Origin of the sequence: Paenalcaligenes hermetiae (assembly GCF_039543645.1) — a bacterium.
GTDB lineage: Bacteria > Pseudomonadota > Gammaproteobacteria > Burkholderiales > Burkholderiaceae_B > Paenalcaligenes > Paenalcaligenes hermetiae.
In genome coordinates this window covers 174142-197500 of the sequence record NZ_BAABKD010000001.1, presented here as the reverse complement: position 1 = coordinate 197500, position 23359 = coordinate 174142, and the positions used below count along the sequence as shown (strand labels likewise).

Annotated in this window: 23 protein-coding genes; 12 read left to right on the top strand and 11 right to left on the bottom strand. The window is 48.7% G+C overall.

Going from position 1 to position 23359, the window contains the following annotated elements:
• Nucleotides 1–3: 3 nt before the first annotated feature.
• The 3 genes from ABD980_RS00950 to ABD980_RS00940 are packed head-to-tail and all read right to left on the bottom strand — an operon-like array spanning nt 4 to nt 2588.
• Nucleotides 4–726: a class I SAM-dependent methyltransferase gene (locus tag ABD980_RS00950; protein ID WP_300647139.1), complete on the bottom strand. Its 723-nt coding sequence runs from the start codon at nt 724–726 to the stop codon at nt 4–6.
• 4 nt (nt 727–730) lie between these two features.
• On the bottom strand, nt 731–1729 hold the full coding sequence (locus tag ABD980_RS00945; protein WP_345368934.1) for a Nudix family hydrolase: 999 nt from the start codon (nt 1727–1729) through the stop codon (nt 731–733).
• Nucleotides 1719–2588, bottom strand: coding sequence for an ATP-binding protein (locus tag ABD980_RS00940; protein ID WP_300647141.1), 870 nt, complete (start codon nt 2586–2588; stop codon nt 1719–1721). Before ABD980_RS00940 ends, ABD980_RS00945 begins: the two co-directional genes overlap by 11 nt.
• A gap of 168 nt (nt 2589–2756) precedes the next feature.
• Between ABD980_RS00940 and ispB the strand changes: the two genes are divergently transcribed.
• The 3 genes from ispB to gltS are packed head-to-tail and all read left to right on the top strand — an operon-like array spanning nt 2757 to nt 5479.
• The gene (ispB, locus tag ABD980_RS00935; protein ID WP_345368931.1) at nt 2757–3722 is read left to right on the top strand and encodes an octaprenyl diphosphate synthase; all 966 of its coding nucleotides are present in this window, start codon (nt 2757–2759) and stop codon (nt 3720–3722) included.
• Between the two features lie 5 nt (nt 3723–3727).
• Nucleotides 3728–4234 (top strand): molybdopterin-guanine dinucleotide biosynthesis protein B, encoded by a 507-nt coding sequence (gene mobB, locus ABD980_RS00930; RefSeq protein WP_345368929.1) that lies wholly within the window; start codon nt 3728–3730, stop codon nt 4232–4234.
• Nucleotides 4235–4261: 27 nt separating this feature from the next.
• Complete coding sequence (gene gltS / locus ABD980_RS00925) at nt 4262–5479, top strand: sodium/glutamate symporter (protein ID WP_345368927.1); 1218 nt, start codon at nt 4262–4264, stop codon at nt 5477–5479.
• A gap of 19 nt (nt 5480–5498) precedes the next feature.
• Here gltS and ABD980_RS00920 read toward each other — a convergent pair whose 3' ends face one another.
• Genes ABD980_RS00920 through ABD980_RS00910 form a run of 3 tightly spaced genes read right to left on the bottom strand, consistent with a single transcriptional unit; the run spans nt 5499 to nt 8543 of the window.
• Nucleotides 5499–6896 (bottom strand): FAD-binding oxidoreductase, encoded by a 1398-nt coding sequence (locus tag ABD980_RS00920; protein WP_345368925.1) that lies wholly within the window; start codon nt 6894–6896, stop codon nt 5499–5501.
• Nucleotides 6897–6915: 19 nt separating this feature from the next.
• Nucleotides 6916–7713 (bottom strand): exodeoxyribonuclease III, encoded by a 798-nt coding sequence (locus ABD980_RS00915; RefSeq protein ID WP_345368923.1) that lies wholly within the window; start codon nt 7711–7713, stop codon nt 6916–6918.
• 32 nt (nt 7714–7745) lie between these two features.
• Nucleotides 7746–8543, bottom strand: coding sequence for a DODA-type extradiol aromatic ring-opening family dioxygenase (locus ABD980_RS00910; RefSeq protein ID WP_345368921.1), 798 nt, complete (start codon nt 8541–8543; stop codon nt 7746–7748).
• 111 nt (nt 8544–8654) lie between these two features.
• Here ABD980_RS00910 and pyrE point away from each other — a divergent pair, with 111 nt between their 5' ends.
• The 4 genes from pyrE to ABD980_RS00890 all read left to right on the top strand — a co-directional run bounded on the left by pyrE (nt 8655) and on the right by ABD980_RS00890 (nt 12191).
• On the top strand, nt 8655–9320 hold the full coding sequence (gene pyrE, locus ABD980_RS00905; protein ID WP_300647148.1) for an orotate phosphoribosyltransferase: 666 nt from the start codon (nt 8655–8657) through the stop codon (nt 9318–9320).
• Nucleotides 9321–9666: 346 nt separating this feature from the next.
• Entirely contained in the window at nt 9667–11262 is a 1596-nt protein-coding gene (locus ABD980_RS00900) for a flavin monoamine oxidase family protein (RefSeq protein ID WP_377536184.1), read from the top strand.
• Between the two features lie 12 nt (nt 11263–11274).
• Nucleotides 11275–11700 (top strand): c-type cytochrome, encoded by a 426-nt coding sequence (locus tag ABD980_RS00895; protein WP_260649998.1) that lies wholly within the window; start codon nt 11275–11277, stop codon nt 11698–11700.
• Between the two features lie 11 nt (nt 11701–11711).
• On the top strand, nt 11712–12191 hold the full coding sequence (locus ABD980_RS00890) for a RidA family protein (RefSeq protein WP_260649999.1): 480 nt from the start codon (nt 11712–11714) through the stop codon (nt 12189–12191).
• A gap of 65 nt (nt 12192–12256) precedes the next feature.
• Here the strand turns inward: ABD980_RS00890 and gatB are convergent, their stop codons facing one another.
• The 3 genes from gatB to gatC are packed head-to-tail and all read right to left on the bottom strand — an operon-like array spanning nt 12257 to nt 15543.
• A complete protein-coding gene (gene gatB, locus ABD980_RS00885; protein WP_300647150.1) occupies nt 12257–13711 on the bottom strand; it encodes an Asp-tRNA(Asn)/Glu-tRNA(Gln) amidotransferase subunit GatB in 1455 nt (484 codons plus the stop codon).
• On the bottom strand, nt 13711–15228 hold the full coding sequence (gene gatA, locus ABD980_RS00880) for an Asp-tRNA(Asn)/Glu-tRNA(Gln) amidotransferase subunit GatA (RefSeq protein WP_345369131.1): 1518 nt from the start codon (nt 15226–15228) through the stop codon (nt 13711–13713). The genes gatB and gatA overlap by 1 nt, the downstream gene beginning before the upstream one ends.
• A gap of 6 nt (nt 15229–15234) precedes the next feature.
• Nucleotides 15235–15543 carry an Asp-tRNA(Asn)/Glu-tRNA(Gln) amidotransferase subunit GatC gene (gene gatC, locus ABD980_RS00875; RefSeq protein ID WP_260650001.1) on the bottom strand — a complete coding sequence of 103 codons (309 nt, stop codon included), beginning with the start codon at nt 15541–15543 and terminating at the stop codon, nt 15235–15237.
• 267 nt (nt 15544–15810) lie between these two features.
• Between gatC and ABD980_RS00870 the strand changes: the two genes are divergently transcribed.
• From ABD980_RS00870 to rodA, 5 genes are all read left to right on the top strand, one after another.
• A complete protein-coding gene (locus ABD980_RS00870) occupies nt 15811–16854 on the top strand; it encodes a rod shape-determining protein (protein WP_300647151.1) in 1044 nt (347 codons plus the stop codon).
• Between the two features lie 65 nt (nt 16855–16919).
• Entirely contained in the window at nt 16920–17792 is an 873-nt protein-coding gene (gene mreC, locus ABD980_RS00865) for a rod shape-determining protein MreC (RefSeq protein ID WP_300647152.1), read from the top strand.
• The gene (gene mreD / locus ABD980_RS00860; RefSeq protein ID WP_300647153.1) at nt 17785–18366 is read left to right on the top strand and encodes a rod shape-determining protein MreD; all 582 of its coding nucleotides are present in this window, start codon (nt 17785–17787) and stop codon (nt 18364–18366) included. Before mreC ends, mreD begins: the two co-directional genes overlap by 8 nt.
• A gap of 9 nt (nt 18367–18375) precedes the next feature.
• Nucleotides 18376–20238, top strand: coding sequence for a penicillin-binding protein 2 (mrdA, locus tag ABD980_RS00855; RefSeq protein WP_300647155.1), 1863 nt, complete (start codon nt 18376–18378; stop codon nt 20236–20238).
• Nucleotides 20235–21392, top strand: coding sequence for a rod shape-determining protein RodA (rodA, locus tag ABD980_RS00850; RefSeq protein ID WP_300647156.1), 1158 nt, complete (start codon nt 20235–20237; stop codon nt 21390–21392). The genes mrdA and rodA overlap by 4 nt, the downstream gene beginning before the upstream one ends.
• Here rodA and mutY read toward each other — a convergent pair.
• Both mutY and ABD980_RS00840 read right to left on the bottom strand, forming a co-directional pair.
• Nucleotides 21373–22449 carry an A/G-specific adenine glycosylase gene (gene mutY / locus ABD980_RS00845; protein ID WP_345368915.1) on the bottom strand — a complete coding sequence of 359 codons (1077 nt, stop codon included), beginning with the start codon at nt 22447–22449 and terminating at the stop codon, nt 21373–21375. The genes rodA and mutY overlap by 20 nt on opposite strands.
• Nucleotides 22449–23357 (bottom strand): cell division protein FtsX, encoded by a 909-nt coding sequence (locus ABD980_RS00840; protein ID WP_345368913.1) that lies wholly within the window; start codon nt 23355–23357, stop codon nt 22449–22451. The genes mutY and ABD980_RS00840 overlap by 1 nt, the downstream gene beginning before the upstream one ends.
• Nucleotides 23358–23359 lie beyond the last annotated feature (2 nt).

Genomic DNA, 23359 nt, shown 5'->3' with positions numbered 1-23359 from the left:
GTTTTAGTCCCCCTGCATCCACTGCTCTAATCCCTCCACCCAGTCTGCTGCTGGCAACCCGTAAGCCATGGTGATTTGGGTGGCGCGGTCATAGAGAGCCTCAAAATCAACCACCGGCGGGGTTTTGAAGGCGATGGCAACAATGTTGCCATCATGGGATTCAGGAAGCCAAGCCACGGCGCCAAAGGCCTGTTGTAAATAGTTTAAATGGCGAGCATGAACATGAGCATTGCCTAAAATATTTATAGTTAATAAGCCTTCATCCGTTAGTACGCGTGCGCATTCATTATAGAAATCTTGTGAGCCGAGGGCCGGTGCATGCGCTTCGGCACCATATAAATCCACTTGTAGCACTTCTACGCTTTGCATTGGTGCAGATTGTAGATGCGCGAGAGCACAGCGATGAATGACATGTAAACGCTGATCATCATCAGGTAATGCAAATAATGCCCTACAGGCACGAATGACATCGAGGTTGATTTCGACGGCAGTGATTTTGCTATCGGGGTAGTTCTGATAACAAAACTTAGTCAGCGAGGCAGCGCCCAGACCTAATTGCATAATATGCGTGGGCTGGTCCATAAACAGCTGCCACATCATCATTTGCTGAATATACAGCAGCTCTAGCTCATTGGGTTGGCTTAGGCGCATAGCGCCTTGTACCCATTCGGTGCCTAAATGTAAATAACGTACGCCATCGTGTTCGGATATGGTGACAGGGTCCATGGTCTTAATCAGTAATGAGTTGTCGGATACCGGCAATACCGTGCGCACCAAATGTTTGCGCTTGTTTAAAGGTGGTAGGGGATTGTCCCCCAATTGCAAAGGCAGGTCGCCCTGCTTGTTGTGCGAGCTCGTAAAACCTTTCCCAGCCTAGTGCCGGTTGATTTGGGTGGGATGGCGTATCTAATACATGCCCAATCACAACAAAATCACTATTTAGTTGTTGTGCGTGCTTTATATCTTGCGCGTGGTGAGCCGAGACGGCAAGGAGCTGGCGCTTGTTAATGGGGGCTGCGTGTTGATTTTGTGCAAGGCGAGCCGCATCGTGACTGCGTAAATGGAGTCCGTCAGCATAACCAACCCAATCCCAAGGGTGGATACTATTCAGTAAGCAGAGGGCTCCCCATTGGTGACATAAATCCACTGTTTGCTGTAAGGCGGCTAAACAATCAGGGTCATTGGGATGGTTGTTCTCCCAAGCAGGCTCTCTGAATTGCACCAGTCGTACTCCCTGTTGTAATGCCTGATGCAGCTTTTCTAGCCAGATCGATACGCCACTTTTTTGTCCGATATTGCTAAGTAAATAGTGTTTGGGTAAGCGTAACCAACGGAGAATCGGGAAGGTGGCAGGCAAAATAGGTCCTATCGTTAATGGAATAGGCTGCTCGGGATGACACCAAGCTAACTGCTGATTTTCTTGTGGGGTTGGAGTGCCCTGCCACTCGGTGACTTGATAAAAGTTAAGCTCTACCGTACTGCGTGGATAGTGATGGATATAGCGGATCCAAGGTGATAGGGTCGTTGCATGGATACCGATTTCCTCGTGGAGCTCGCGGATGAGCGCTTGGGGCACGCTTTCATTGGTTTCGATTTTACCGCCTGGCAGCTCCCACCAATGTGGCCAGGGTTTATCGGCAGGACGACTGCCAAGTAGTACATGTCCCATTGGATCCAGAATAACGCCCACGGCAACCCGAACGTAGGGGGGATGGGTTTTAGTTGTCATGGCGTGCTACCCAGTCCCGTGCAAATTGTTGTGCAACACGCCCCGAGCGGGAGCCGCGGTGTAAGGCCCATTGTAAGGCTTCGCGACGGGCATCCTCGACACGCTCAGCAGGATAGCCCAGTGTTTTAAGCCAGTAATACACAATATCCAAATAATCGTCTTGTTTAAACTGATAAAACGATAACCAAATCCCAAAGCGTTCAGATAAAGAGACTTTTTCCTCTACGGCTTCGCCATAATGCAGTTCGCCCGTAGCAGGTGTACTGGTCTGTAAGTTTTCCGCTGCGTATTCCGGCATAAGATGGCGCCGGTTTGAGGTCGCATAAATCAAAACATTATCACTGGGAGCGGCGACGGAGCCATCCAGTACAGATTTTAATGCTTTATAACCGCTTTCGCCGTCTTCAAAGGATAAGTCATCACTAAAAATAATAAAGCGTTCGGGGCGGTCAGCAATCAATTCAATGATATCTGGTAGGTCTCCCATGTCGTCTTTATCAATTTCAATCAAACGCAAACCTTGATCTGCAAATTGATTGAGCATAGCTTTGACTAAAGAGCTTTTGCCCGTGCCGCGGGCTCCTGTCATAAGGACATTATTGGCGGGTTTGCCTGCTACGAATTGAGCGGTGTTGCGTGTAATGATATCTTTTTGTTGCTCAATATGTTGTAAATCTTCAGGGGCAATGGTGGCAATATGTTTTACGGCATCTAACCAGCCACGCGCGCCTCGACGCCGCCAGATAAACGCGTGGGCATCCCAATTAATAGCGGGTGGGGCTGGCGGCAAATAGGCTTCGAGCTGTTCAAGCACACGTTCGGCGCGTTGTAACAAATTGCTTAAGTCGTAATTCAACATATTCTCCATTTAGGCTAAAAGACGTATGATGCTGGGTAGACGTGGTTTTTTTGTCTTTGTGATTTTTATGCGGCGCTAAATTCGGCGTTATCGCCACAACACCGTATAATTATCCCTTTACTCTTGGATTTTTACCAAGGTTGGTATTTTTTTCGTTCGGAACGCGCTTTGAATCTCCCAAATCTAATGACCCCCATCGCAGATGACATGAAAGCCCTTGATGCGGTAATCCGCGGGCGATTAAACTCAGAAGTCGTCCTTATTCGTACTATTGGGGAATATATTGTGGGCGCGGGTGGCAAAAGAATGCGCCCCGCTTTGTTATTGTTAATCGCCAATGCATTAGGCTACAAAGGCTCACATCATCATCTATTGGCGGGTGTGGTGGAGTTCATCCATACTGCCACGTTATTACATGATGATGTGGTTGATGAGTCCGACTTACGCCGAGGCCGTAGCACGGCTAATGCGGTGTTTGGTAATGCTGCCAGTGTGTTGGTGGGTGATTATTTATACTCTCGCTCTTTTGAGATGATGGTGGAAACGCAGTCAATGCGTGCTATGGCAGTACTCTCTGAAGCCACTACTATCATTGCCGAGGGCGAGGTCTTACAGCTGTTAAACGTACACGATCCGGATGTGTCCGAAGAACGCTATATGCAGGTGGTGCGCTATAAAACCGCCAAGCTTTTCGAGGCCGCAGCACAAGTGGGGGCGATCTTATCTGCAGCCAGCCCCGAGCTTGAGTCGGCCGCTGCTGCGTATGGGCGTCATATTGGTACGGCTTTCCAGCTGATTGATGATGTCTTGGATTACAGTGGTGACGCGGAAGCGCTAGGAAAAAATGTGGGCGACGATCTGCGCGAGGGCAAGCCTACGCTTCCTTTAATTCGCGTGATGCAAGTCGGTACCCCAGCCGAACAACAGTTAATTAAATCCGCCATTGAAACCGGGGATGCGGATTTTGAGGCGGTGGCAGCCGCCATCGCGAATACCGATGCGGTTGACTATACCCGTCAAGCTGCTGATGCCGAGGCTGGGCTAGCTTTACAGGCCATACAGGTTTTTCCTGACAGTATTTATAAGCAAACATTGGTTGATTTTTGTACCGCTGCGGTGCAGCGCGACCATTAATCACTATGCAGCGGGTTTTTGGTATTGTTGGGCGCTCAGGTAGTGGTAAAACCACGCTGATTGAAGCCATGATGCCTTGGTTTAATGCCCAAGGTCTAGAGGTGGCTGTGATCAAGCACAGTCATCATCGCTTGGAATTCGAACCACCCCATAAAGATAGCGCTCGTTTCCGTAATGCCGGTGCACGCGAGGTCATTGTGGCCTCCCCCTATCATTACGCTTTGTTTCATAACTTAAATCAAAACGACGAGCCGTTATTGGTAGACTTAGTACAACGTTTGCAACCGGTTGATGTGGTTTTAGTAGAAGGATATCGGCAAGCAGATATTCCGCGCTTAGAGGTTTATCGCCCTTCGCGTGGGGTAGAGCCAGTTTATCCGCATACAGAGCAAGTGGTCGCCATTGCGACAGATACACCATTGGCTATGACTGATCGTATCTGCTTAGATTTAAATCAACCTCAGGATGTTGCTGCTTTTATTTGGGAGCAGGTACGCGCTCGTTGCGCTTAGGGCTACCACGTCGCACAGAGGATAACCATGCTTATACAGCTTGATATGGCACAAACCGTAGCGTTGGCAGCGGTGTTTTTAGTGATAGGGAAACTTATCAAAAATCGAGTGCCTGTTTTATCGCGTTATTTTATTCCGAGTCCCATTATTGGTGGGCTGGTATTTGCGCTTATTGCTTTATATGGGCATCAGACGCAAAGCTTCTCGGTTGAGCTGTATGACAATATGCGTGCCTTTTTGCTAATGGCATTTTTTACAACCATTGGTTTTTCTGCCAGTTTTGAAATGCTGAAAAAGGGTGGGGTAGGGGTGGCCCTGTTTTTAGTGGCTGCAGTTCTACTGTTGACCTTGCAAAATATCATTGGTGCGGGCTTGGCTTATGTCATGGGAGCGAGCCCCTTATTAGGACTAGCGGCGGGGTCGATTTCTTTAACCGGTGGACATGGGACATCGGCAGCGTTTGGTCCCTTGTTGGAATCGTATGGGGTAACCGGTGCGCTACCTGCTGCTATTGCTGCTGCCACGTGGGGCTTGGTTGCAGGGTGTGTGATTGGGGGGCCTGTGGGCTCACGTCTCATGCGTAAACATGGCTTAAAAGGTCCTCGGCAGCGAGCCGCTGTGTCAGTGCCAACCCCTACTACAGGGGGGGCTGCTACTCAGGAAAATACCACCCCTCAAAAAGAACCACTTTTTGATTTGTCGATGTACTCTGTGCTGTTACTAGCCGTATGTATGGGGCTAGGTTCGATGCTTATTGAGTGGCTGCAAACCAAAGGGGTGACGTTGCCAGCGTATTTGGGGTCGATGCTGATTGCTGTGGTCGTGCGCAATATTATTGACTGGCGTGGTTTTCGTTTTCCACAAGCACAGCTAGATGCTATTGGATCCGTCTCTCTGGGGTTTTTCTTGGTAATGGCTTTAATGTCTATGAAGCTTTGGGAGCTAGCGGATGTAGCGGGGCCGTTACTTGTGATCCTAGTTGTGCAAACAGCGGTCATGTTTTTATTTGCGACCTACGTTACCTTTAGGATTATGGGCAAAGATTATGATGCGGCCGTAATGGCCGCTGGTCATTGTGGTTTTGGGATGGGGGCCACTCCTAATGCGATGGCTAATATGCAGTCATTCACCGAGGTAAATGGTCCGTCACCTAAAGCGTTCTTTGTTATTCCTTTGGTTGGCTCCTTATTCATTGATTTTGTGAACGCTATCATTATTACCGCCTTTGTAGGAGTGTTGAGCTAACGGTAGGGGCTTGGTTCTATTAATCAAAGACCTTACCGGGGTTTAGGATCTGATGGGGGTCTAAAGCCTGCTTTAGGGTACGCATCAGAGCCAGCTCGGCGGGGGTACGGCTGTAGGCAAGCCAGGGCTTTTTGTGTAAACCAATCCCATGTTCCGCAGAGATCGACCCCTGAAGCGCTTGGGCTACTTCATAACAGCGTTTTTCAATCTCGTGTTCCATGGTTTTATCTCCGTGGGGGATAGGGCCAACGAGCAGATGAATATTGCCATCACCCACATGACCAAAAAACATTGTGGTTAATGTTGGGTCTACCGCGTGTACGCTTTGTCGTAAACGCTCAACTCCTAACCCAATTTGTGAAATAGGGAAGGAAATATCAAAGTTAATGGTTGGCGCATAATGGGGTAGGATTTCGGCAACGGCGTCGCGTAATATCCAAAAATCTTCTGCATCGGCATGTGATTGTGCGATGGCGGCATCCAGCGCCCAGCCTTCATTAAAAGCATGCTCTAGCACCGCCTCAAAGGGGGCGGCGGTTGTTTCAGGATTGGCGGATTGCAGATCCATTAATACATAGAGAGGATAATCGGCGGCAATGGGTGCGCGGCTGCCCCCTACAGTGGTGGCGATGCGGTAATAATCCTGCCACATGACCTCAAAGGCGCTCACCAGCCCCGATAGCTCTTGTTGTGCGTAGCGTAAAAGGCGCGTTACGGCGCTGAAATCAGGTAAAGCGATCAAGGCGGTATTGGCGCCATTGACTTTAGGGTGCAAGCGCAGGACGACTTGTGTCACGATGCCTAGGGTGCCTTCAGAACCAATAAACAAATGTTTCAGATCAAAGGCTGCATTGTTTTTTGCCATTTTATTAAGCATAGACAAAACCGTGCCATCGGCCTGAACCACCTCTAGTCCCAGCACCAAATCGCGAGTCATACCATAGCGGATGACGCGGTTACCACCTGCGTTAGTAGAAACATTCCCACCAATTTGGCAGGAGCCACGCGCTCCAAGATCCAACGCAAACAAAAAGCCCGCTTTTTCGGCTTCGTTTTGAATGACCTCTAATGGCGTACCTGCCCAGACAGTCATGGTAGCGGATTCGGCGTCCAGCTCAATGACCCCTTTGAGTCGCTCTAAAGAAAGCGCGATGGCTGCGCCGCGTACTGTTGCTCCTCCAGCTAAACCTGTTAGTCCTCCTTGGGGGACAACAGCGCAACGCTGTTGGTGGCAAAGCGCGAGAATACGGCTGACATCTTCAGTGGTTTTAGGGCGAACGACAGCCAAAGGAGCGTTGCCCTGTTCGCCACTCCAATCCGTGAAATAGCTTTGGCTTTGACTGGGATCCGTGATCACATGATCTGGACCCACGATAGCGGTTAAGGCTTGTAAAAAAGCAGGTTCGGGTTGGTGCATGGTTTGTCTCTAAAAACAATTAACAATGGGTTAAATCATAATCCACAATGAGCGGTGCGTGATCACTATAGCGCTCGTCTTTGTATACCCATGCTTTTTTGGCGGCCGCGGCAGCGCCAGAGGTGGCCACATGGTAATCAATACGCCAACCGGTGTTATTGGCCCATGCTTGTCCGCGATTGCTCCACCAGGTGTAGCTTTCTCCGGTGTGATCGGGGTAAAGGTGGCGGTAAACATCCACCCAGCCCATTTCATTAAACACCTTGGTTAACCAAGCTCGCTCTTCGGGTAAAAAACCGGAGTTTTTTTGGTTACCACGCCAGTTTTTTAAGTCGATTTCATGGTGAGCAATATTCCAATCACCACAAATAATATATTCCCGACCGGTAGCTTGATGGTCAGCCATAAAGCCTTGCATAAGCGCTTCAAATCGATCTAAAAAGCGATATTTGGCCGCTTGGCGTTCGTCACCACTGGTGCCTGAAGGCAAATAAGCACTGATGACACTCAGTTTGTCGAAATCAGCACGGATCACACGCCCTTCGGGGTCGAATTCATCGCAATCCATGCCAATATGAACGGCTTGGGGCTCGTCTTTTAGGTATAAACCCACACCACTGTAGCCGGGTTTTTCGGCTAGATTAAAGTAGCCGGTATAGCCGTCGGGATGGCGCATGGGATCTTTTAGGTCTTTGTCTTGAATGCGAACCTCTTGTAAGCAAACCATATCGGGTTGGTGAGCTTGAAGCCAATCAGCAAAGCCTTTTCTATAGGCGGCACGGATGCCGTTCATATTTAAACTACAAATGCGTAACACGGAAACTCTCTAAAAAAGACGGATGAATCATCCTAACCGAAACGATAACTGCCGTTCATAATACCGGTTGTACTGGTGCTATTCAAAATTCGTGTGACGGGGTCTTGCTCTGTGGCGGCTCCAGCAACCACAAATAAAGGCACTAGATGGTCTTCGCGCGCATGAGCCACACGCGCTCCAGGGGCTTGGTCCCAATGTAAGAGGGCTTGCTCGCGTGCAGGAGCTGGGGTGTGTAAAAGTGTTTGATCTAACCATGCATCAAAGGCTTGCGAGGCGGGCGCGGCCTCGGGTCCCATCAAACGTAAATTATGGTAGCTGGCACCACTGCCGAGAATCAATACGTCTTCGTCGCGTAAAGCGCGTAAGGCTGCACCCATGCGTAAATGGAAAGCCGGATCATAGTGCGCATCAATAGAAAGTTGCACCATAGGGATAGAGGCGTCGGGGTACATGACATAAGCAGGAACAAATGCCCCGTGATCAAAACCGCGTTCAGCGTCTTGTTGCACATCGAATCCGGCTTGCTCTAAGCGTTGCTGGACGTGCTGAGCTAATGCGGGCTGACCAGAAGCCGGGTAAACGACCTCGTAGGTATGGGCAGGAAAATTATAATAGTCATAGACCATTGGGGGGTTAGGGTGGCTTTGTACTCGTAGGGGGCCTTCGGTTTCCCAATGCGCAGATACCATCAAAATCGCCTTGGGTGGGCGGGGTAGGCTTGCAGGAAGCGCCGTTAGGCTTCGCTGTAAATCCGCATAGCGCACCAGACCTTGTTCCATCCAAGGCCATGGGCCACCACCATGGGAGAAGTAAAAAACGGGCATGCTCATAAGAATTCTCCTTTTTAGGTAAAGCCGATGGGCTGATTTTAGCCATACATCTTTGAGGCTTTCATGGAATAATAGTGGGGTTTATGGATGCACTTTATTTGGAAGCACATCATGCTCTCTCAACGTAATGAATTTGTGCGCTTCGCTCTGGAACAGGGCGTATTGCGTTTTGGTGAATTTAAAGTTAAATCAGGTCGTCTAAGCCCCTATTTTTTTAATGCTGGGTTGTTCAATAGTGGTGCTGCCGTGGGGCGTTTGGCACAGTTTTATGCACAAGCGCTTGTTAGCTCGGGGGTGCCTTTTGATATGTTGTTTGGTCCAGCATACAAAGGCATTCCGTTAGCGGCGACAACAGCCGTGGCCTTGGCACAGCATCCTGATCTTGCTGGTCGCGATATACCGTTTGCTTTTAACCGTAAAGAAGCCAAAGCCCATGGCGAAGGGGGCACGCTGGTGGGTGCCCCATTACAGGGCAAGGTCATCATCATCGATGATGTGATTACCGCAGGTACTTCTGTGCGCGAATCCGTGGATATTATCCGGGCAGCGGGTGCGGAGCCGGCGGGTGTATTGATCGCTCTTGATCGCATGGAGCGCGCGGGCACGGATCAACAGCTTTCTTCACACTCAGCCGTACAAGAAGTAAGCCAAAAATATGGGATGCCTGTTATTAGTATCGCATCATTGGCCGATATTATGTTCTACCTGGAGAACAATTCAGAATTAGCTGCGCATCAACAATCCGTCGCTGCTTATCGTCAAAAATATGGGGTGTAAGCAAGTTAAGCAGTTTGCCTATAGTTGAGCTTTATAATTCTTGACATTGTCATAAAATAAAATAATTGGTCCATTTTTATTATTTTATGATCAAATAAGTCGCCGCACGCCTTGTACGTGCGGCTTTTTTATGTCGAATCCATATATTTTAAGCTTAAAACACATTTGGTTTAATTGTGTTATTTTTCGATACGCCTACTAGCAGTAGTGTTTTTTTATAGCTTAGCTTTTAGGTTCATTAGCATAAAGAGCAAGACCTACTTGTCGGTAGGTCAACTACACACAGATATTTTTCCCTAAAAGGGTACAAAACAATCATGCCTTAAAAGGGCATTTAAGAGGTGAAATGATGGCAAAAGGTCTTCCTATGACACGACGCCAGCTCTTGTCCATGATTGGTTACGCCGCCGGAGCCTCGGTGATGTATCAATCCATGACAAGTCTAGGCTATGCAGCAGAATCCCCTTACCGTAGTGGTAAGAAATTACAAGGCGCACCGAAAAAAGGGTCTTCAGTCGTTGTATTGGGTGCTGGTTTGGCTGGTATGGTGGCTGCTTTAGAGCTACGCGATGCAGGTTATAAAGTGAAGATTCTGGAGTATCAGGATCGTGCTGGTGGTCGCAACTGGTCTTGGTACGGTGGCACCGAATATACCGAGCTAGGTGGCGAAAAGCAGGTTTGTGAATTTGATGAGGGCCTTTACTTAAACCCTGGACCATGGCGTATTCCTTATCATCACTATGCCGTCTTAGAGTACTGTAAGCGCTTAAATGTGAAGCTAGAGCCGTTCATTCAGATGAACTTTAATGCGTATTTGCATGCTCAAAATGCTTTTGATGGTAAGCCACAGCGCTATGCGCATGTGGTATCGGATTTTCGAGGTGGGATCAGCGAGCTGTTAGCCAAAGCGGTGAATACCGATAAGCTTGATATGCCTGTAACGGATGAAGATAAAGAAATTCTTCTGGCAGCATTGAAAAATCATGGCGCTTTGAATGACGAGTATAAATATGTAAAAAGCTTGGATACCAGCGCGCGCCGTGGCTATGCCAAAGCACCGGGCGGTGGATTGAATGCGCGTCCAGAGCCTTCTGAGCCTATTAATTTTAAAGAGCTAATCGATTCTCGTGTTTGGGCAAACATGGATGTGCATTTTCTGGAAGAGTTCCAAAACACCATGTTTCAACCAGTCGGCGGAATGGGCAAAATTGGGGAAGCCTTTCATCGTGAGCTAAAAGACTTGATTCAGCTAAACGCACAAGTGGTAGAGATCAAGCAGGATGATAACGGCGTAACCATTAGCTACAAAGACCGCAATGGTGGCGAAGAAGTAAAAACAGAGACGGCGGACTGGTGTGTTTGTACCTTGCCCTTGTCTGTTTTAAGCCAAATCCCCATGAATGTGGATCGCAAAATGCAAGATGCCATTAATGCGGTACCTTATGCGCCAGCAGTGAAAGTGGGCACGCAGTATAAACGCCGCTTCTGGGAAGAAGACGAACAGATTTATGGTGGTATCAGCTACACAGACTTACCTATTACACAGATTTCTTACCCCAGCGACAATATGTTTAGCTCGGGCAAAGGGGTGCTTTTAAATGGGTATGTGTTTGGGGTTGATGCCGTACAGTTTAGTGCGATGCCACCCAAAGAGCGTATTGCTAAAGCGTTGGAATACAGCGCACAAATCCACCCGCAAATTAAAGAAGAAGCGGAAAACAGTATGGCAATGGCGTGGAGCCGAGTACCTTGGACGCTGGGGTGTTTTGGGATCTGGACGGACCGTAAGCGCGAAGAGCACTACGATAATTTGTGTCGAATGGACGGGCGTATTGTTTTAGCAGGGGAGCATGCTTCTTATATTCCAGCCTGGATGGAAGGAGCCATGTTGTCGGGTTTAGCTGCCATTGAACAGCTTCACGAAAAAGCCATGGCGCAATAAGGAGTCTAGATCATGAAAAAATCCCTGTTATCTTTAGGTCTAGCGTCGGTGTTATCGGTCGTGTCTGTAGCCAGTTTTGCGGATTCGGCGGTGATGAATGATGTGACGACGGGTATTGAAGCCAAAACCGGTAAAGAAATTTACCAAACCGTTTGTATTAGCTGTCATATGGCCGAAGGCAAAGGTGCTAAGGGCGCTGGGCAGTTCCCGGCTTTTGCGAATAATATGCGTTTAATGGCGGCGGAGTACCCAGCTTATATTGTGTTATATGGTCAAAAGGGCATGCCTGGTTTTGGAAATTATTTAGATGACGACCAAATAGCAGCGATTGTGAATTACATTCGTACGAGCTTTGGTAATGATTTCAAACCTGACTTCACGCCTGAGCAAGTGGCAAAAATGCGCAAGCCGGATGCGGATTACGGCACGTTAGATTAAGGAGTGCTTATATGTTAATGCGAACAACGTTAAAAACGGTTGGTTTGGTGGCGGGGGCATTACTTGCCTTTAGCGTGCAGGCGCAAGAGATTCAACGTGTGCCAGCTCCGAATGACTTTCCTATAGCTACCTCTGTGAGTATTCCTGCAGGGGCACAATTACATTATTTAAGTGGTGTGGTTCCCAGCAAGGACGCTCAAGGTCATTATGGTGATACCGAAGCCCAAACCATTAGCGTTTTAAAAACCATTGAATCCAACCTTAAAGCGTTAGGTTTAGGTATGGGCGACGTGGTTAAAATGCAGGTGTATTTGGTTGCTGACCCGAACAAGGACAATAAAATGGACTTTGAGGGGTTTATGAAAGGCTACCAGCAGTTTTTTGGCACTAAAGACCAGCCTAATTTACCCGCTCGCTCTGCGATGCAAGTTGCCGGTTTAGTGATGCCAGAATGGCTCATTGAAATCGAAGTAGTCGCGGCGTCTAAATAGTATTTACTATAAAAAACCCCAGCTTATTACAAGCTGGGGTTTTTTTATGGGGATGTGCCAGAGTGTTAACCCAGTTTGGCTTTTAGAATATCAGAAACCTGTTTGGGGTTGGCTTTACCTTTAGCGGCTTTCATGACTTGACCGATTAATGAGTTAAAGGCTTTGTCACGACCCGCGCGGTACTGTTCCACAATCTCGGGATTTGCGGCTAAAACCTCATCGACCATGGCTTCGATCGCACCGGTATCGCTGATTTGTTTTAAGCCACGTTTTTCAATAATGGCGTCAGCGTCGGCGTTTTCTTCGCCTTCCCACATGGCAGCAAAAACATCGCGAGCGATTTTGTTAGAGATTGTGTTATCCGCAATACGTGTGATGAGTTTAGCCAACTGTTGGGGGGTGATTTTACTTTGGGATATTTCCAGTTCTTCGCGGTTTAATACCGCTGTTAGATCAGTAATAATCCAGTTAGCCGCCAGCTTAGCGTGATCCTGCCCTAAGGCCGCATAGGTTTGCTCAAAGTAGTCCGCCACATCGCGTGATACGGTCAGCTGGTTGGCATCATAAGCGCTTAAACCCAGTTCGGATTCGAAACGGGCTCGCTTTTGTGCGGGCAGCTCAGGCATATCGGCTTTCACGCGCTCGATCCACTCGGGGCTAATAAATAGTGGCGCTAAGTCAGGATCGGAAAAATAACGGTAATCGTTCGCATCTTCTTTGGTGCGCATGCTACGCGTTTCATCGCGGTCGGCATCATAAAGACGTGTTTCCTGGATCACCGTGCCCCCGTCTTCGATAAGTTCGATTTGGCGGCGAGCTTCGTAGTTAATGGCACGCTCTAAAAATCGGAATGAGTTGATGTTTTTTAGTTCACAACGCGTACCGAATTCTTTTTGGCCTTTGGGGCGTACGGAAACGTTCGCGTCACAGCGAAATGAGCCTTCTTGCATGTTGCCATCACAAATCCCCAACCAGACAACAAGCGCATGCAGCGCACGGGCATAGGCTACGGCTTCGGCGGCAGAGCGCATTTCGGGCTCAGAGACAATCTCTAATAACGGTGTGCCAGCGCGGTTCAGGTCAATTCCGGTAGAGGATTCACCATGTAAACCGGTAAAGTTTTCGTGTAGGGATTTGCCGGCGTCCTCTTCGAGGTGAGCACGGGTCAGATTGACGCAGTGCGGCTCGTCACCCACAAAAAAATGGATTTTACCACCGACGACTACCGGTAGATCAAACTGACTGGTTTGATAGTTTTTAGGTAGGTCGGGGTAAAAATAGTTTTTGCGTGCGAACACGGAGCGCGGGGTGATGGTCGCGTCGACGGCTAAACCAAAGCGAATGGCTTTTTCTGCGGCGGCCTCGTTAAATACGGGCAGCGTGCCTGGTAGCGCCATGTCGATGGCTGAGGCTTGTGTGTTCGGCGCAGCACCAAACGCTGTGCTGCTGTTAGAAAAAATTTTCGATTTTGTTGATAGCTGGGCGTGCGTTTCTAGCCCAATCACAATTTCCCATTCCATTATTTTGTTCCTGCAATGCGTTGGTGCCAGTCGCTGTGTTGTTGGAAACGGTCGGCAATGGCAAGGAGCTGACCTTCGCTAAAGTAGTTTCCTATTAGCTGTAAACCAATGGGCAGCTGGTTTTGGCTAAAACCACATGGAATAGACATAGCGGGTAAGCCAGCAAGGTTTACACATAGGGTGTAAACATCATTGCGCCAATCCGCCGTTGGGTCGGATTCTTGATGATCTAAGCGAGGAGCCGGCCGTGGAGCAACGGGCCCCATGATCACATCACATTGCTCAAAAGCGCTGAGAAAGCTTTGGGCAATTAAGCGACGCACGCGCTGTGCTTGTAAGTAATAGGCATCGTAATAGCCCTCGCAAAGTACATAGGTACCTGTCAAAATACGGCGAATGACTTCGGGACCAAAACCTTCGGCGCGGCTATTGCTGATCATACTCTGAAGGTCGGTGTATTCAGCAGCGCGGTGACCAAAGCGAACCCCATCGAAACGCGACAAGTTACTAGAGGCCTCGGCGGGTGTGATCACATAATAAGCGGGGATGGCTTTTTGTGTGAGCGGCAATGAAATAGCAACGCGTGTGGCACCCAAGGATTCATAAAGCTGTAAAGCGGCTTCAATGGCAGCGGCACTGTCGGTATCGATATTGCCATTGAAAAATTCGTCCGGTACCCCAATGCGTAGGCCTTTGAGGGGTTGTTCTCCTTGTTGCTCATAGTGGGTTTGATGTTGGGTAAACTGCTCGCGCACACGAGCGCCCGTGTTAGGCTGCCCCGAGCAGTCCGATAAACTGGTGGGGTCATTGGCATCAAAACCTACCATGGCTTCGAGTAACGCCAAAGCATCACGTGCGCTACGGGCTAGTGGACCGGCCTGATCCATGCTGGAGGCGTAAGCAATCATGCCAAAACGAGAAATGGTGCCGTAGGTGGGTTTAATCCCAGTGATGCCGCAGTGAGCGGCTGGTTGGCGAATCGAGCCGCCTGTATCTGACCCTGTGGCAGCCATGACTAAGCCAGCGGCAACGGCTGCCGCAGAGCCACCTGAGGAGCCACCAGGGGTGCGAGTTGGATCCCATGGGTTTTTAATCGCTCCAAAATAAGAGGTGGTGCTATCGGAACCCATCGCAAACTCATCACAGTTGAGCTTACCTAAAGAGATGGTTCCTGCCTGTTGTAAGCGTGAAACCACAGTAGCATCAAAAGGGCTAAGGTAGTTTTCTAGCATTTTGCTGCCTGCGGTGGTGCGCCAGCCTTGGGTGACAAAAACGTCTTTGTGCGCAATAGGAATACCCGTTAGTGCAGTGGCCTGCCCAGATTGTAAAAGCGCATCTGCGGCATCGGCTTGTGCCAAGCTGAGATCAGGGTTGACGTCAATAAAGGCGTTCAGATCGCTTTGTTGTATATGGGTTAGGCGATCTTGGACAAGCTCGCGCGCGCTCATTTTGCCATCGCGTAGCGCCTGTCCCAATGCGGTGATATCGGGAAAATCGGAAAATAAAGACATAGTAATAAACGCTTATTCGATAACAGTAGGAACCAAAAACAACCCTTCGGTTTGTGCTGGAGCATTACGCATGAGCTGCTCACGCTGTTCGGGGGTGTTGGTGGGAGCAGGTTCGTCGGGGCGCATGCGCAGATTGACCTCTTGGATAACCGCTAAGGGTTGTACCAATGGCTCTACTCCCGTGGTGTCCACGCTTTGTAGCTCTTGAATAAGCTCGATAATTTGAGTGAAATCCTGTTCGGCTTGGGCAGTTTGCTCAGGCGTCAGCGCAATATGTGCTAATTGTGCAATATGCGCGACATCTTGCTGTGTAATTGCCATAAATAGATCCCTGAGTCCGTATCAAAATTAAAAAATGAGTGCATTGTCCCCATTTTGGGGCTATTTTATTTAAAAATATAGCCTAGCAGATGTTTTAGGCTGTAATTCATCCTGAATAGACTTAAATTATAAGTTATCATTGACAGTTTCATTGTCAGGTTTTTTGCGTGTTCGCCTACGTAGGGCAGGTGTGCCTACTTTGCGTTGTGCGAAGGCCGCGTCGAACTGACACCTGTTTATACCAATCCTTATCTACATTGCGCACCCATGTTCGGATTCCTACGCAGTTATTTCTCTAGCGACATGGCTATTGACCTTGGTACCGCCAACACCCTTATTTACGTGCGGGGTAAAGGCATTGTACTGGACGAGCCATCGGTTGTTGCCATTCGCCATGATGGCGGTCCTAACGGCAAAAAAATCATCCAAGCAGTTGGTCAAGAAGCCAAACAAATGCTGGGCCGTGTTCCCGGCAACATCGAAGCCATACGCCCCATGAAAGACGGGGTGATCGCGGATTTTACCGTGACTGAGCAGATGCTTAAGCAGTTTATTCGCATGGTGCATCCGCGTAGCATGTTTGCGCCGAGCCCACGTATTATTGTATGTGTGCCGTGTGGCTCGACTCAGGTAGAGCGTAGAGCGATACGTGAATCAGCACTGGGAGCGGGTGCTAGTCAAGTTTACCTTATCGAGGAACCCATGGCAGCAGCGATTGGTGCGGGCTTGGCAGTTTCAGATGCAAGCGGCTCAATGGTTGTAGATATTGGGGGGGGCACGACCGAGGTTGCCGTCATCTCTTTAGGCGGGATGGTTTATAAAGGCTCGGTGCGAGTTGGCGGTGATAAGTTCGACGAAGCCATTATCAACTATATTCGTCGTAATTACGGTATGCTTATTGGTGAGCCTACTGCTGAGCGCATCAAAAAGGAAATCGGTTCGGCTTTTCCAGGTACTGAAATTCGTGAAATCGAGGTCAAGGGCCGTAATCTTTCTGAAGGGGTGCCCCGCAGTTTTACGGTGTCCTCTAATGAGATTCTTGAATCCTTAACTGATCCGTTAAATCAGATTGTTTCTGCTGTTAAAACGGCGCTTGAGCAAACCCCTCCAGAATTGGGGGCGGATATTACAGAAAAAGGGATTGTTCTAACAGGTGGTGGTGCATTAGTGCATGACTTTGATCGTTTGCTCCAAGAGGAAACTGGATTGCCTGTAGTGGTGGCAGAAGATCCGTTAACATGTGTGGTGCGTGGTTGTGGTGAGGCATTAGAACACCTAGAAAAACTAGGTGCCGTATTCATTTACGATTAATCTTGCCGTCCAGTTCAGATAGCGCCAGCTTTGGCTCTCTTGGCTGGTGCTATTGATGGTTACACATGCAAGTACAGCGTTCTATTCGTTTATTTAAGCGTGGCACGGCGCCAGGGGTGCGCTTAGCCCTTTTTGCGTTGCTTTCAGTTGTGTTAATGGTAACGGATGCACGTTGGACGGTTTTAGAGCCGGCGCGGCAAGCGTTGTCGATGGCGATTTACCCTTTTCAGCGCGCAGTGATGGCGCCGGGTGATTTGTTTCAGTATATCGATACGTGGATGAATGCCACAGCGTTGGTGCATAGTGAAAAAGAAGCCTTGCAGCGTCAGCGTATTGAACTGGCACAGCTTTCCACCCATGCAGCACAACTAGCAACTGAAAATGAACAGCTGCGACGTTTACTACAAGTCGCTGATACGGTAACACAGCCAGCGGTCGCCGTTGAGGTATTTTATGAGCCCCCCAATGCTTTTAATCGTCGTTTGGTGTTTAACAAAGGGGCGACAGATGGTATTCGACCAGGTATGCCGGTAATTGACGAAGGTGGTGTTGTTGGGCAGGTCATACGTGTAACCCCCTATACGGCAGAGGCCGCATTAATCACCGACGACAAAGTTTCTATTCCCGTACAGGTGTTACGCAATGGCTTGCGTCTGGTGGCTTTTGGGGGGCACTCAGCAGCAAAAGTTGAAGCACGTTACCTTACGAATGAAGTGGACTTAAAGGTTGGGGATGTTTTAATTACTAGTGGTATCGGGGGCCTATTCCCAGCTGGCTTGCCAGTGGCCGAGGTCGAGCGTATTGATTTTGATCCTGCAACAGGTTTTGCGGTAGCCGTAGCGCAACCATTATCTCATCCTGAGCGTTATCGTCACTTTTTGGTTTTATTGGTGGATGAACCCAAATTGCAGCTAGATGCTGAGCAGCACCATGAATAATACTTCCTATTCTCAATCTAAAAAATCTGCTGCGCCCCAAAAAAGCTCGCTGAGCTCATTGCAACCTATTGATAGCTCGCCTTTTAAACCTACTTCCAGCCCTTGGATGGTGTGGGGGTCGGTTTTTCTGATGTGGTTGTTAGCCTTGTTGCCTTGGAGGCTATGGCTGATGGCTCCAGACTTGTTATTGATGGTGTTGTGCTTTTGGAATTTGCACGAGCCACGTCGAGTCAACATGTTATCTGGCTTTGTGCTAGGACTGCTTTTGGATGTACACGGAGGGGCATTACTAGGTGAGCATGCTTTAAGCTATGTGTTAGCAATTTATGGGGTAGGGCTATTACGTCGACGACTACTCCTATTTGGGCCATGGGTACAGTTAATCCACTTGTTACCGATTTGGCTGTTGGCGTTTATTCCCTCACGCTTTGCTCACGCTTGGTTAGCAGGTGAATGGGCGGGGTGGGATTGGCTGTGGTCAGCTGTTTTTATGGCTGCTTTATGGCCTATTGCCGATTTATTGTTGTTACTGCCTCATCGTCTGATGGATGAGGATACTGAAAGCTCCGCCTAGCAGGATTGTATGTTTGAGTTCAAAAAAACGTCTCAGCTCTTACGTCGACGCACAGTGATTCGTGCCAGTGTGGCTGGGTTGGTTGTGATTTTGATGCTCGGCATTTTGGTTTCTCGCTTATGGTATTTGCAGGTAGTACGTTACGAGGGGTTAGCGGCGCGTGCGGACCAGAATCGCATTGCAGTGGTCCCTATCCCACCACGGCGAGGCGAGGTTGTTGACCGTAATGGTGTTGTACTTGCGCGTAATTATCGTGACTACACGTTAATGGTCACTCCGGCTCGAGTAGAGGGTGGGATAGAGTCCATGCTCGATGAGCTAAGCACATTGGTTTATATTTCTGCCCGTGATCGTCGTCGATTTTTACAGAGTTTAGGCAAGACCAGTCGTTATGCGCAGGTAGTACTGCGTAATAATCTAAATGAAATAGAAGCGTCGTGGTTTGCCGCTCATTCTTTTAAATTTCCTGGGGTAGAGTTACAGGCGCGCTGGGTACGGGAATATCCCCAAGGCGAGTCCGCAGCGCATGTGATTGGTTATGTAGGTCGTATATCTCAAGCCGATGAGCAACAACTCGAAGAAGAAGGGCGTTTGGGGAACTACCGAGGCACATCAATTATCGGTAAAAAGGGGATAGAGAAAACGTGGGAAGAAGTTCTACATGGGCAAACGGGGTTAGAAGAGGTTGAGGTGACCGCATCGGGGCGCCCCGTACGCGTATTAAATCGGGTGGATCCGATTCCTGGGGCTGATTTACAGCTTTCTATTGATATCGGTTTGCAAAAGCATGCTGAGTCACTTTTTGAGGGGCGACGCGGTGCTCTTGTTGCCATTGAGCCTGCTACAGGAGAGGTATTGGCTTTTGTTTCCGCTCCTTCATTTGACCCAAACCTATTTGTTGATGGTATTGATGTAGATAATTGGCGCAAGCTTAACGAATCTCCTGATCACCCCTTGATTAATCGTCCTTTGTTTGGGACGTATCCTATTGGGTCAACTTATAAGCCATTTGTGGCGCTAGCCGCTCTAGAAATGGGCAAACGTAAGGCGCATGAGCGTATTCCGGATCCAGGCTATTTTGAGTTTGGTGGTCAGCGTTTTAGAAATGCAGGAGGAGCCGCTTATGGGTGGACCGATATGCATCGAGCCTTAGTGGTGTCCTCTGATACATATTTTTATTCTTTGGGGCCTGAAATTGGTGTGGACGCGCTTCATGACTTTAGTAAACAATTTGGTTTCGGGCAAATAACAGGTATTGATTTAGAGGGGGAACGTCGAGGGATTTTGCCATCGCGCGAATGGAAGCGTAAAGCGTATAAAAACCCATCGCAGCAACGTTGGTATGCGGGAGAAACGGTGTCTGTTGTGGTGGGGCAGGGCTATAACTCGTTTACGCTTTTACAGTTAGCTCAAGCTACTTCGGTCTTAGCCAATGATGGCGTTTATATGAAGCCACATCTTGTACAGCATATTGTAGATCCTGCAACAGGGGAAAAAACAGCAACAGTGACAGAGCCGTCGCATGTGATTCCGTTAAAGCAGGAGAATATTGATGTGGTAAAGCGGGCTCTTGTGGATGTGACGCGTACGGGAACAGCACGCCGTGCCTTTGCGAATGCGCCCTATCAAGCGGCTGGCAAAACGGGGACAGCACAAGTGTTTAGTTTGCGTGGTGCTAAGTACAACGCCAGTACGATTGATGAGCGTTTACGTGATCATGCTTTATTTATGGCCTATGCTCCTGCAGATAACCCTAAAATCGCAGTAGGATTGATTGTGGAAAATGCGGGCTGGGGGGCGACAGTGGCTGCGCCGGTAGCTCGCTCTGTTTTTGATTATTGGCTTATCGAGCGAGGAAATCTACTGCAATGAAACGGTTATGGCTAGGTATAGCGCACGCATTTCGTTCGTTAGATTTGCCCCTGTTTGTACTGCTTATGTTGATGGCCGTGTTGGGGCTAACCGTCATGCATTCTGCTGTAGGTGGAACCGATTGGCGTTTTGCAGAGCAAACCAAACATTTTATGGTGGCTTTTTGTGTTATGTGGGCGGTTGCCATGATACCGCCGCCGTGGGTCATGCGCGCTGCACCCTATGTCTATGCGGTCGCAGTAGCTTTATTACTAGGGGTGGAGTTTTTTGGGGAAACCAGTAAAGGAGCTACTCGTTGGTTAAATTTAGGCTTCACGCGTATTCAGCCATCTGAAATGCTGAAAATTACCGTGCCGATTATGCTGGCTTGGTATTTTCATAAGCGTCAAAACACCGAGCTGCGACTCGTGGATTTTATGGTGGCTACGGTGTTGTTGGCAGTGCCTTTTGTGCTGATTGTGCGTCAGCCTGATTTAGGGACCGCATTATTAGTATTAGCTGCTGGTTTTTTTGTGATTTATTTTGCGGGTTTATCCTTTAAGCTTCTTGTCCCAGCGGCTATTTTACTCGTGTTAGGGCTTGGGGTGATTTTGTACTTTGAGGATACTTTATGCGAACCGGGTTTTGACTGGGTGATTTTGCGAGAATATCAAAAACATCGTGTTTGCACCCTGCTTAACCCAGGTATGGATCCTTTAGGAAAAGGTTTTCATACGATTCAGTCGATGATTGCCGTAGGCTCGGGTGGGATTTATGGTAAAGGGTATATGCTTGGCACCCAGTCCAGATTAGATTTTATTCCTGAACGCACCACAGACTTTATTTTTGCTGTGTTTGCCGAGGAATTTGGTCTTTATGGTGGGGTAATGCTTTTGGCTTTATACGCGTTAATCATTGTGCGGGGTTTGGCGATCACCGCGAATGCCTCTGATCAATATAGCCGATTGGTAGCAGGGGCTTTATCAATGATGTTGTTTACCTATGTGTTTGTCAATGTTGGGATGGTGACAGGGGTTTTGCCCGTGGTGGGTGTGCCGTTGCCGTTTATGAGTTATGGGGGAACGGCACTGTTAACCTTAGGGGTAGCGTGTGGCATGCTGATGGGCATTAGTCGTTATCAGCCTGTGGTGGACTCTACTCATCGCCGACTTTAACTTTAGTAGCGCATATTGCTTGTATAAGCTTTTTAATCGGGGCTGGAAAAGCGGCGTGGGGGGCCTGAGTTAAAGATAGCCATTGTTGATGAGGTGCAGGCTCATGGACAGTTACTTGGCGTACCCACCAAGGGGTAATATGCAGTTTAAAATGACTAAAAACATGGGTGAGTGTCGCCATTTTTTGTTTGGTTGACAGTGATACGCCATGATTAAGCAAAAACTGTTGTAGTTGCTCTTGATTTTCAAATTGTGGTAGGGCTAGTAAGCCACCCCATATGCCTTGATCTGGGCGTTGTTCTACTAAAATCTGTTCGTTTTGTTCCCAAATTAATAAATGACAACGACGCTCGGGTTGTTTGGCGCGTGGTTTTGGCGTGGGCAGTAGATGTTGTTTTTGATGTGTTTTGGCATAACAGCCGTCTTGAAGTGGGCATTGCGCGCAAGAAGGTGTCCCCCGTGTACAAATTTGGGAACCAAGATCCATTTGGCCTTGGGTATACGCGGTCATATCAAGATCCGTAGGGGCGAGTTTTAGTACTTGATGGGCTAGCTCCCACAGTTTTTTTTCGGTAGCGCGAAGATGGGTGAGCCCCTCTATACCAAAATAACGACAAAAAACACGCTTAACGTTGCCATCCATGATGGGGGCGCGTTCACCGTAAGCAAAGGCTGCAATAGCAGCAGCCGTAGAAGGACCAATACCAGGTAGAGTCGCTAAGACCTCACTATGGGGTGGAAATACCCCTTGATAGTCTTTGACGATGACTTGAGCGCAACGGTGCAAGTTACGGGCTCGAGCATAGTAGCCAAGTCCAGCCCAATAAGGCATGACCTCGTCTTGTTGGGCTTGGGCTAAGCTTTGCACGGTAGGAAAGCGCGTCAAAAAACGCGTGTAATAATCGAGTACCGTGGTGACTTGGGTTTGTTGGAGCATAATTTCTGACAGCCAAATTCGATAGGGGTCTTGGGTATGCTGCCAGGGTAGATGTTGGCGACCGTGTTGCCGCTGCCAGCGCACAATGCGCTGGGCAAAGGTAGAAAGATAAACAGACATTAAAAGGTAGATTGACGAGTAACGGACCAGCGCGCGGCGGTGGCGGCCAGCACCATAACAACGAGGGTAGCAACCAGCAGGTCGCCAGAGTCAGGGAGTGTTAAGCTTAGTTGCGTATTGTAGCTTAGGGCGAGTCGGTTTAAGGCTTCACTAATAGGCCTGAGAGCAATTTGACTTAGTCCCATAGCTAATAAGCAGGATAGCCCGCCGCTTAGTGCACCGACGTATAAAAAGGGGCGTCGGACAAAGCTTTCGGTGGCACCAACGAGGCGCGCGACAGCGATTTCTTGGCGTTGAGTAAGCGATTGCAGGCGAATCGTGTTAAATACAGTAGCAATTACAATAATGCCTACACTAGCACTCAAAATAAATAAGGCAATACGCCCAAAACTTAATAACGCTTCGAGGCGCTTAAGCCAGTCACGGTCCAGTTGGACGCGATCGACTTGTGCCATTTGTTGGATTTCGTTAGCAAGCAAGACCGCTGCTGTGCTTTGAGCCTCGCCGGATTTGAGGCGTAGCACTAGTGTATCGGGGAGCGGGTTATGAGGCAAAACGGCGAGGGCATCGGCCCAGGTGGGGTCTTTTTTTAGTTGGTCAATAGCTTGGTTTTTATCAATTTTTTGAATGTTTTCTATGAGTTCTGCGTGCTGCGATTGCAACTGCTTGGCTAAAGCCTCTGTTTGCTTTGCTTCGAGATCAGGCTTCAGGTAGATCGTCACCTCTGTGGCAACGGGGATTTGTTGCACAACGGGTTGTGCTGATAACAAGATCGCCCAGCTGACGAGGGGCACACTCAAGGCCAGCGCTATGACCACAATATTAGTCAACGAGGAAAAGGGTTGGGCTAATAAACGTAAAATAGCCACCCGAAATGCGTATTGATGTTGTCTAAGCCAGCTTTTCATAG

Bases quoted from the DNA above. Each gene is read 5' to 3' on its own strand.
- ABD980_RS00950 (WP_300647139.1), bottom strand. From the start codon at position 726: ATGGACCCTGTCACCATATCCGAACACGATGGCGTACGTTATTTACAT.
- ABD980_RS00945 (WP_345368934.1), bottom strand. From the start codon at position 1,729: ATGACAACTAAAACCCATCCCCCCTACGTTCGGGTTGCCGTGGGCGTT.
- ABD980_RS00940 (WP_300647141.1), bottom strand. From the start codon at position 2,588: ATGTTGAATTACGACTTAAGCAATTTGTTACAACGCGCCGAACGTGTG.
- mobB (WP_345368929.1), top strand. From the start codon at position 3,728: ATGCAGCGGGTTTTTGGTATTGTTGGGCGCTCAGGTAGTGGTAAAACC.
- gltS (WP_345368927.1), top strand. From the start codon at position 4,262: ATGCTTATACAGCTTGATATGGCACAAACCGTAGCGTTGGCAGCGGTG.
- ABD980_RS00920 (WP_345368925.1), bottom strand. From the start codon at position 6,896: ATGCACCAACCCGAACCTGCTTTTTTACAAGCCTTAACCGCTATCGTG.
- ABD980_RS00910 (WP_345368921.1), bottom strand. From the start codon at position 8,543: ATGAGCATGCCCGTTTTTTACTTCTCCCATGGTGGTGGCCCATGGCCT.
- pyrE (WP_300647148.1), top strand. From the start codon at position 8,655: ATGCTCTCTCAACGTAATGAATTTGTGCGCTTCGCTCTGGAACAGGGC.
- ABD980_RS00900 (WP_377536184.1), top strand. From the start codon at position 9,667: ATGATGGCAAAAGGTCTTCCTATGACACGACGCCAGCTCTTGTCCATG.
- ABD980_RS00895 (WP_260649998.1), top strand. From the start codon at position 11,275: ATGAAAAAATCCCTGTTATCTTTAGGTCTAGCGTCGGTGTTATCGGTC.
- ABD980_RS00890 (WP_260649999.1), top strand. From the start codon at position 11,712: ATGTTAATGCGAACAACGTTAAAAACGGTTGGTTTGGTGGCGGGGGCA.
- gatB (WP_300647150.1), bottom strand. From the start codon at position 13,711: ATGGAATGGGAAATTGTGATTGGGCTAGAAACGCACGCCCAGCTATCA.
- gatC (WP_260650001.1), bottom strand. From the start codon at position 15,543: ATGGCAATTACACAGCAAGATGTCGCGCATATTGCACAATTAGCACAT.
- ABD980_RS00870 (WP_300647151.1), top strand. From the start codon at position 15,811: ATGTTCGGATTCCTACGCAGTTATTTCTCTAGCGACATGGCTATTGAC.
- mreC (WP_300647152.1), top strand. From the start codon at position 16,920: ATGCAAGTACAGCGTTCTATTCGTTTATTTAAGCGTGGCACGGCGCCA.
- mreD (WP_300647153.1), top strand. From the start codon at position 17,785: ATGAATAATACTTCCTATTCTCAATCTAAAAAATCTGCTGCGCCCCAA.
- mrdA (WP_300647155.1), top strand. From the start codon at position 18,376: ATGTTTGAGTTCAAAAAAACGTCTCAGCTCTTACGTCGACGCACAGTG.
- rodA (WP_300647156.1), top strand. From the start codon at position 20,235: ATGAAACGGTTATGGCTAGGTATAGCGCACGCATTTCGTTCGTTAGAT.
- mutY (WP_345368915.1), bottom strand. From the start codon at position 22,449: ATGTCTGTTTATCTTTCTACCTTTGCCCAGCGCATTGTGCGCTGGCAG.
- ABD980_RS00840 (WP_345368913.1), bottom strand. From the start codon at position 23,357: ATGAAAAGCTGGCTTAGACAACATCAATACGCATTTCGGGTGGCTATT.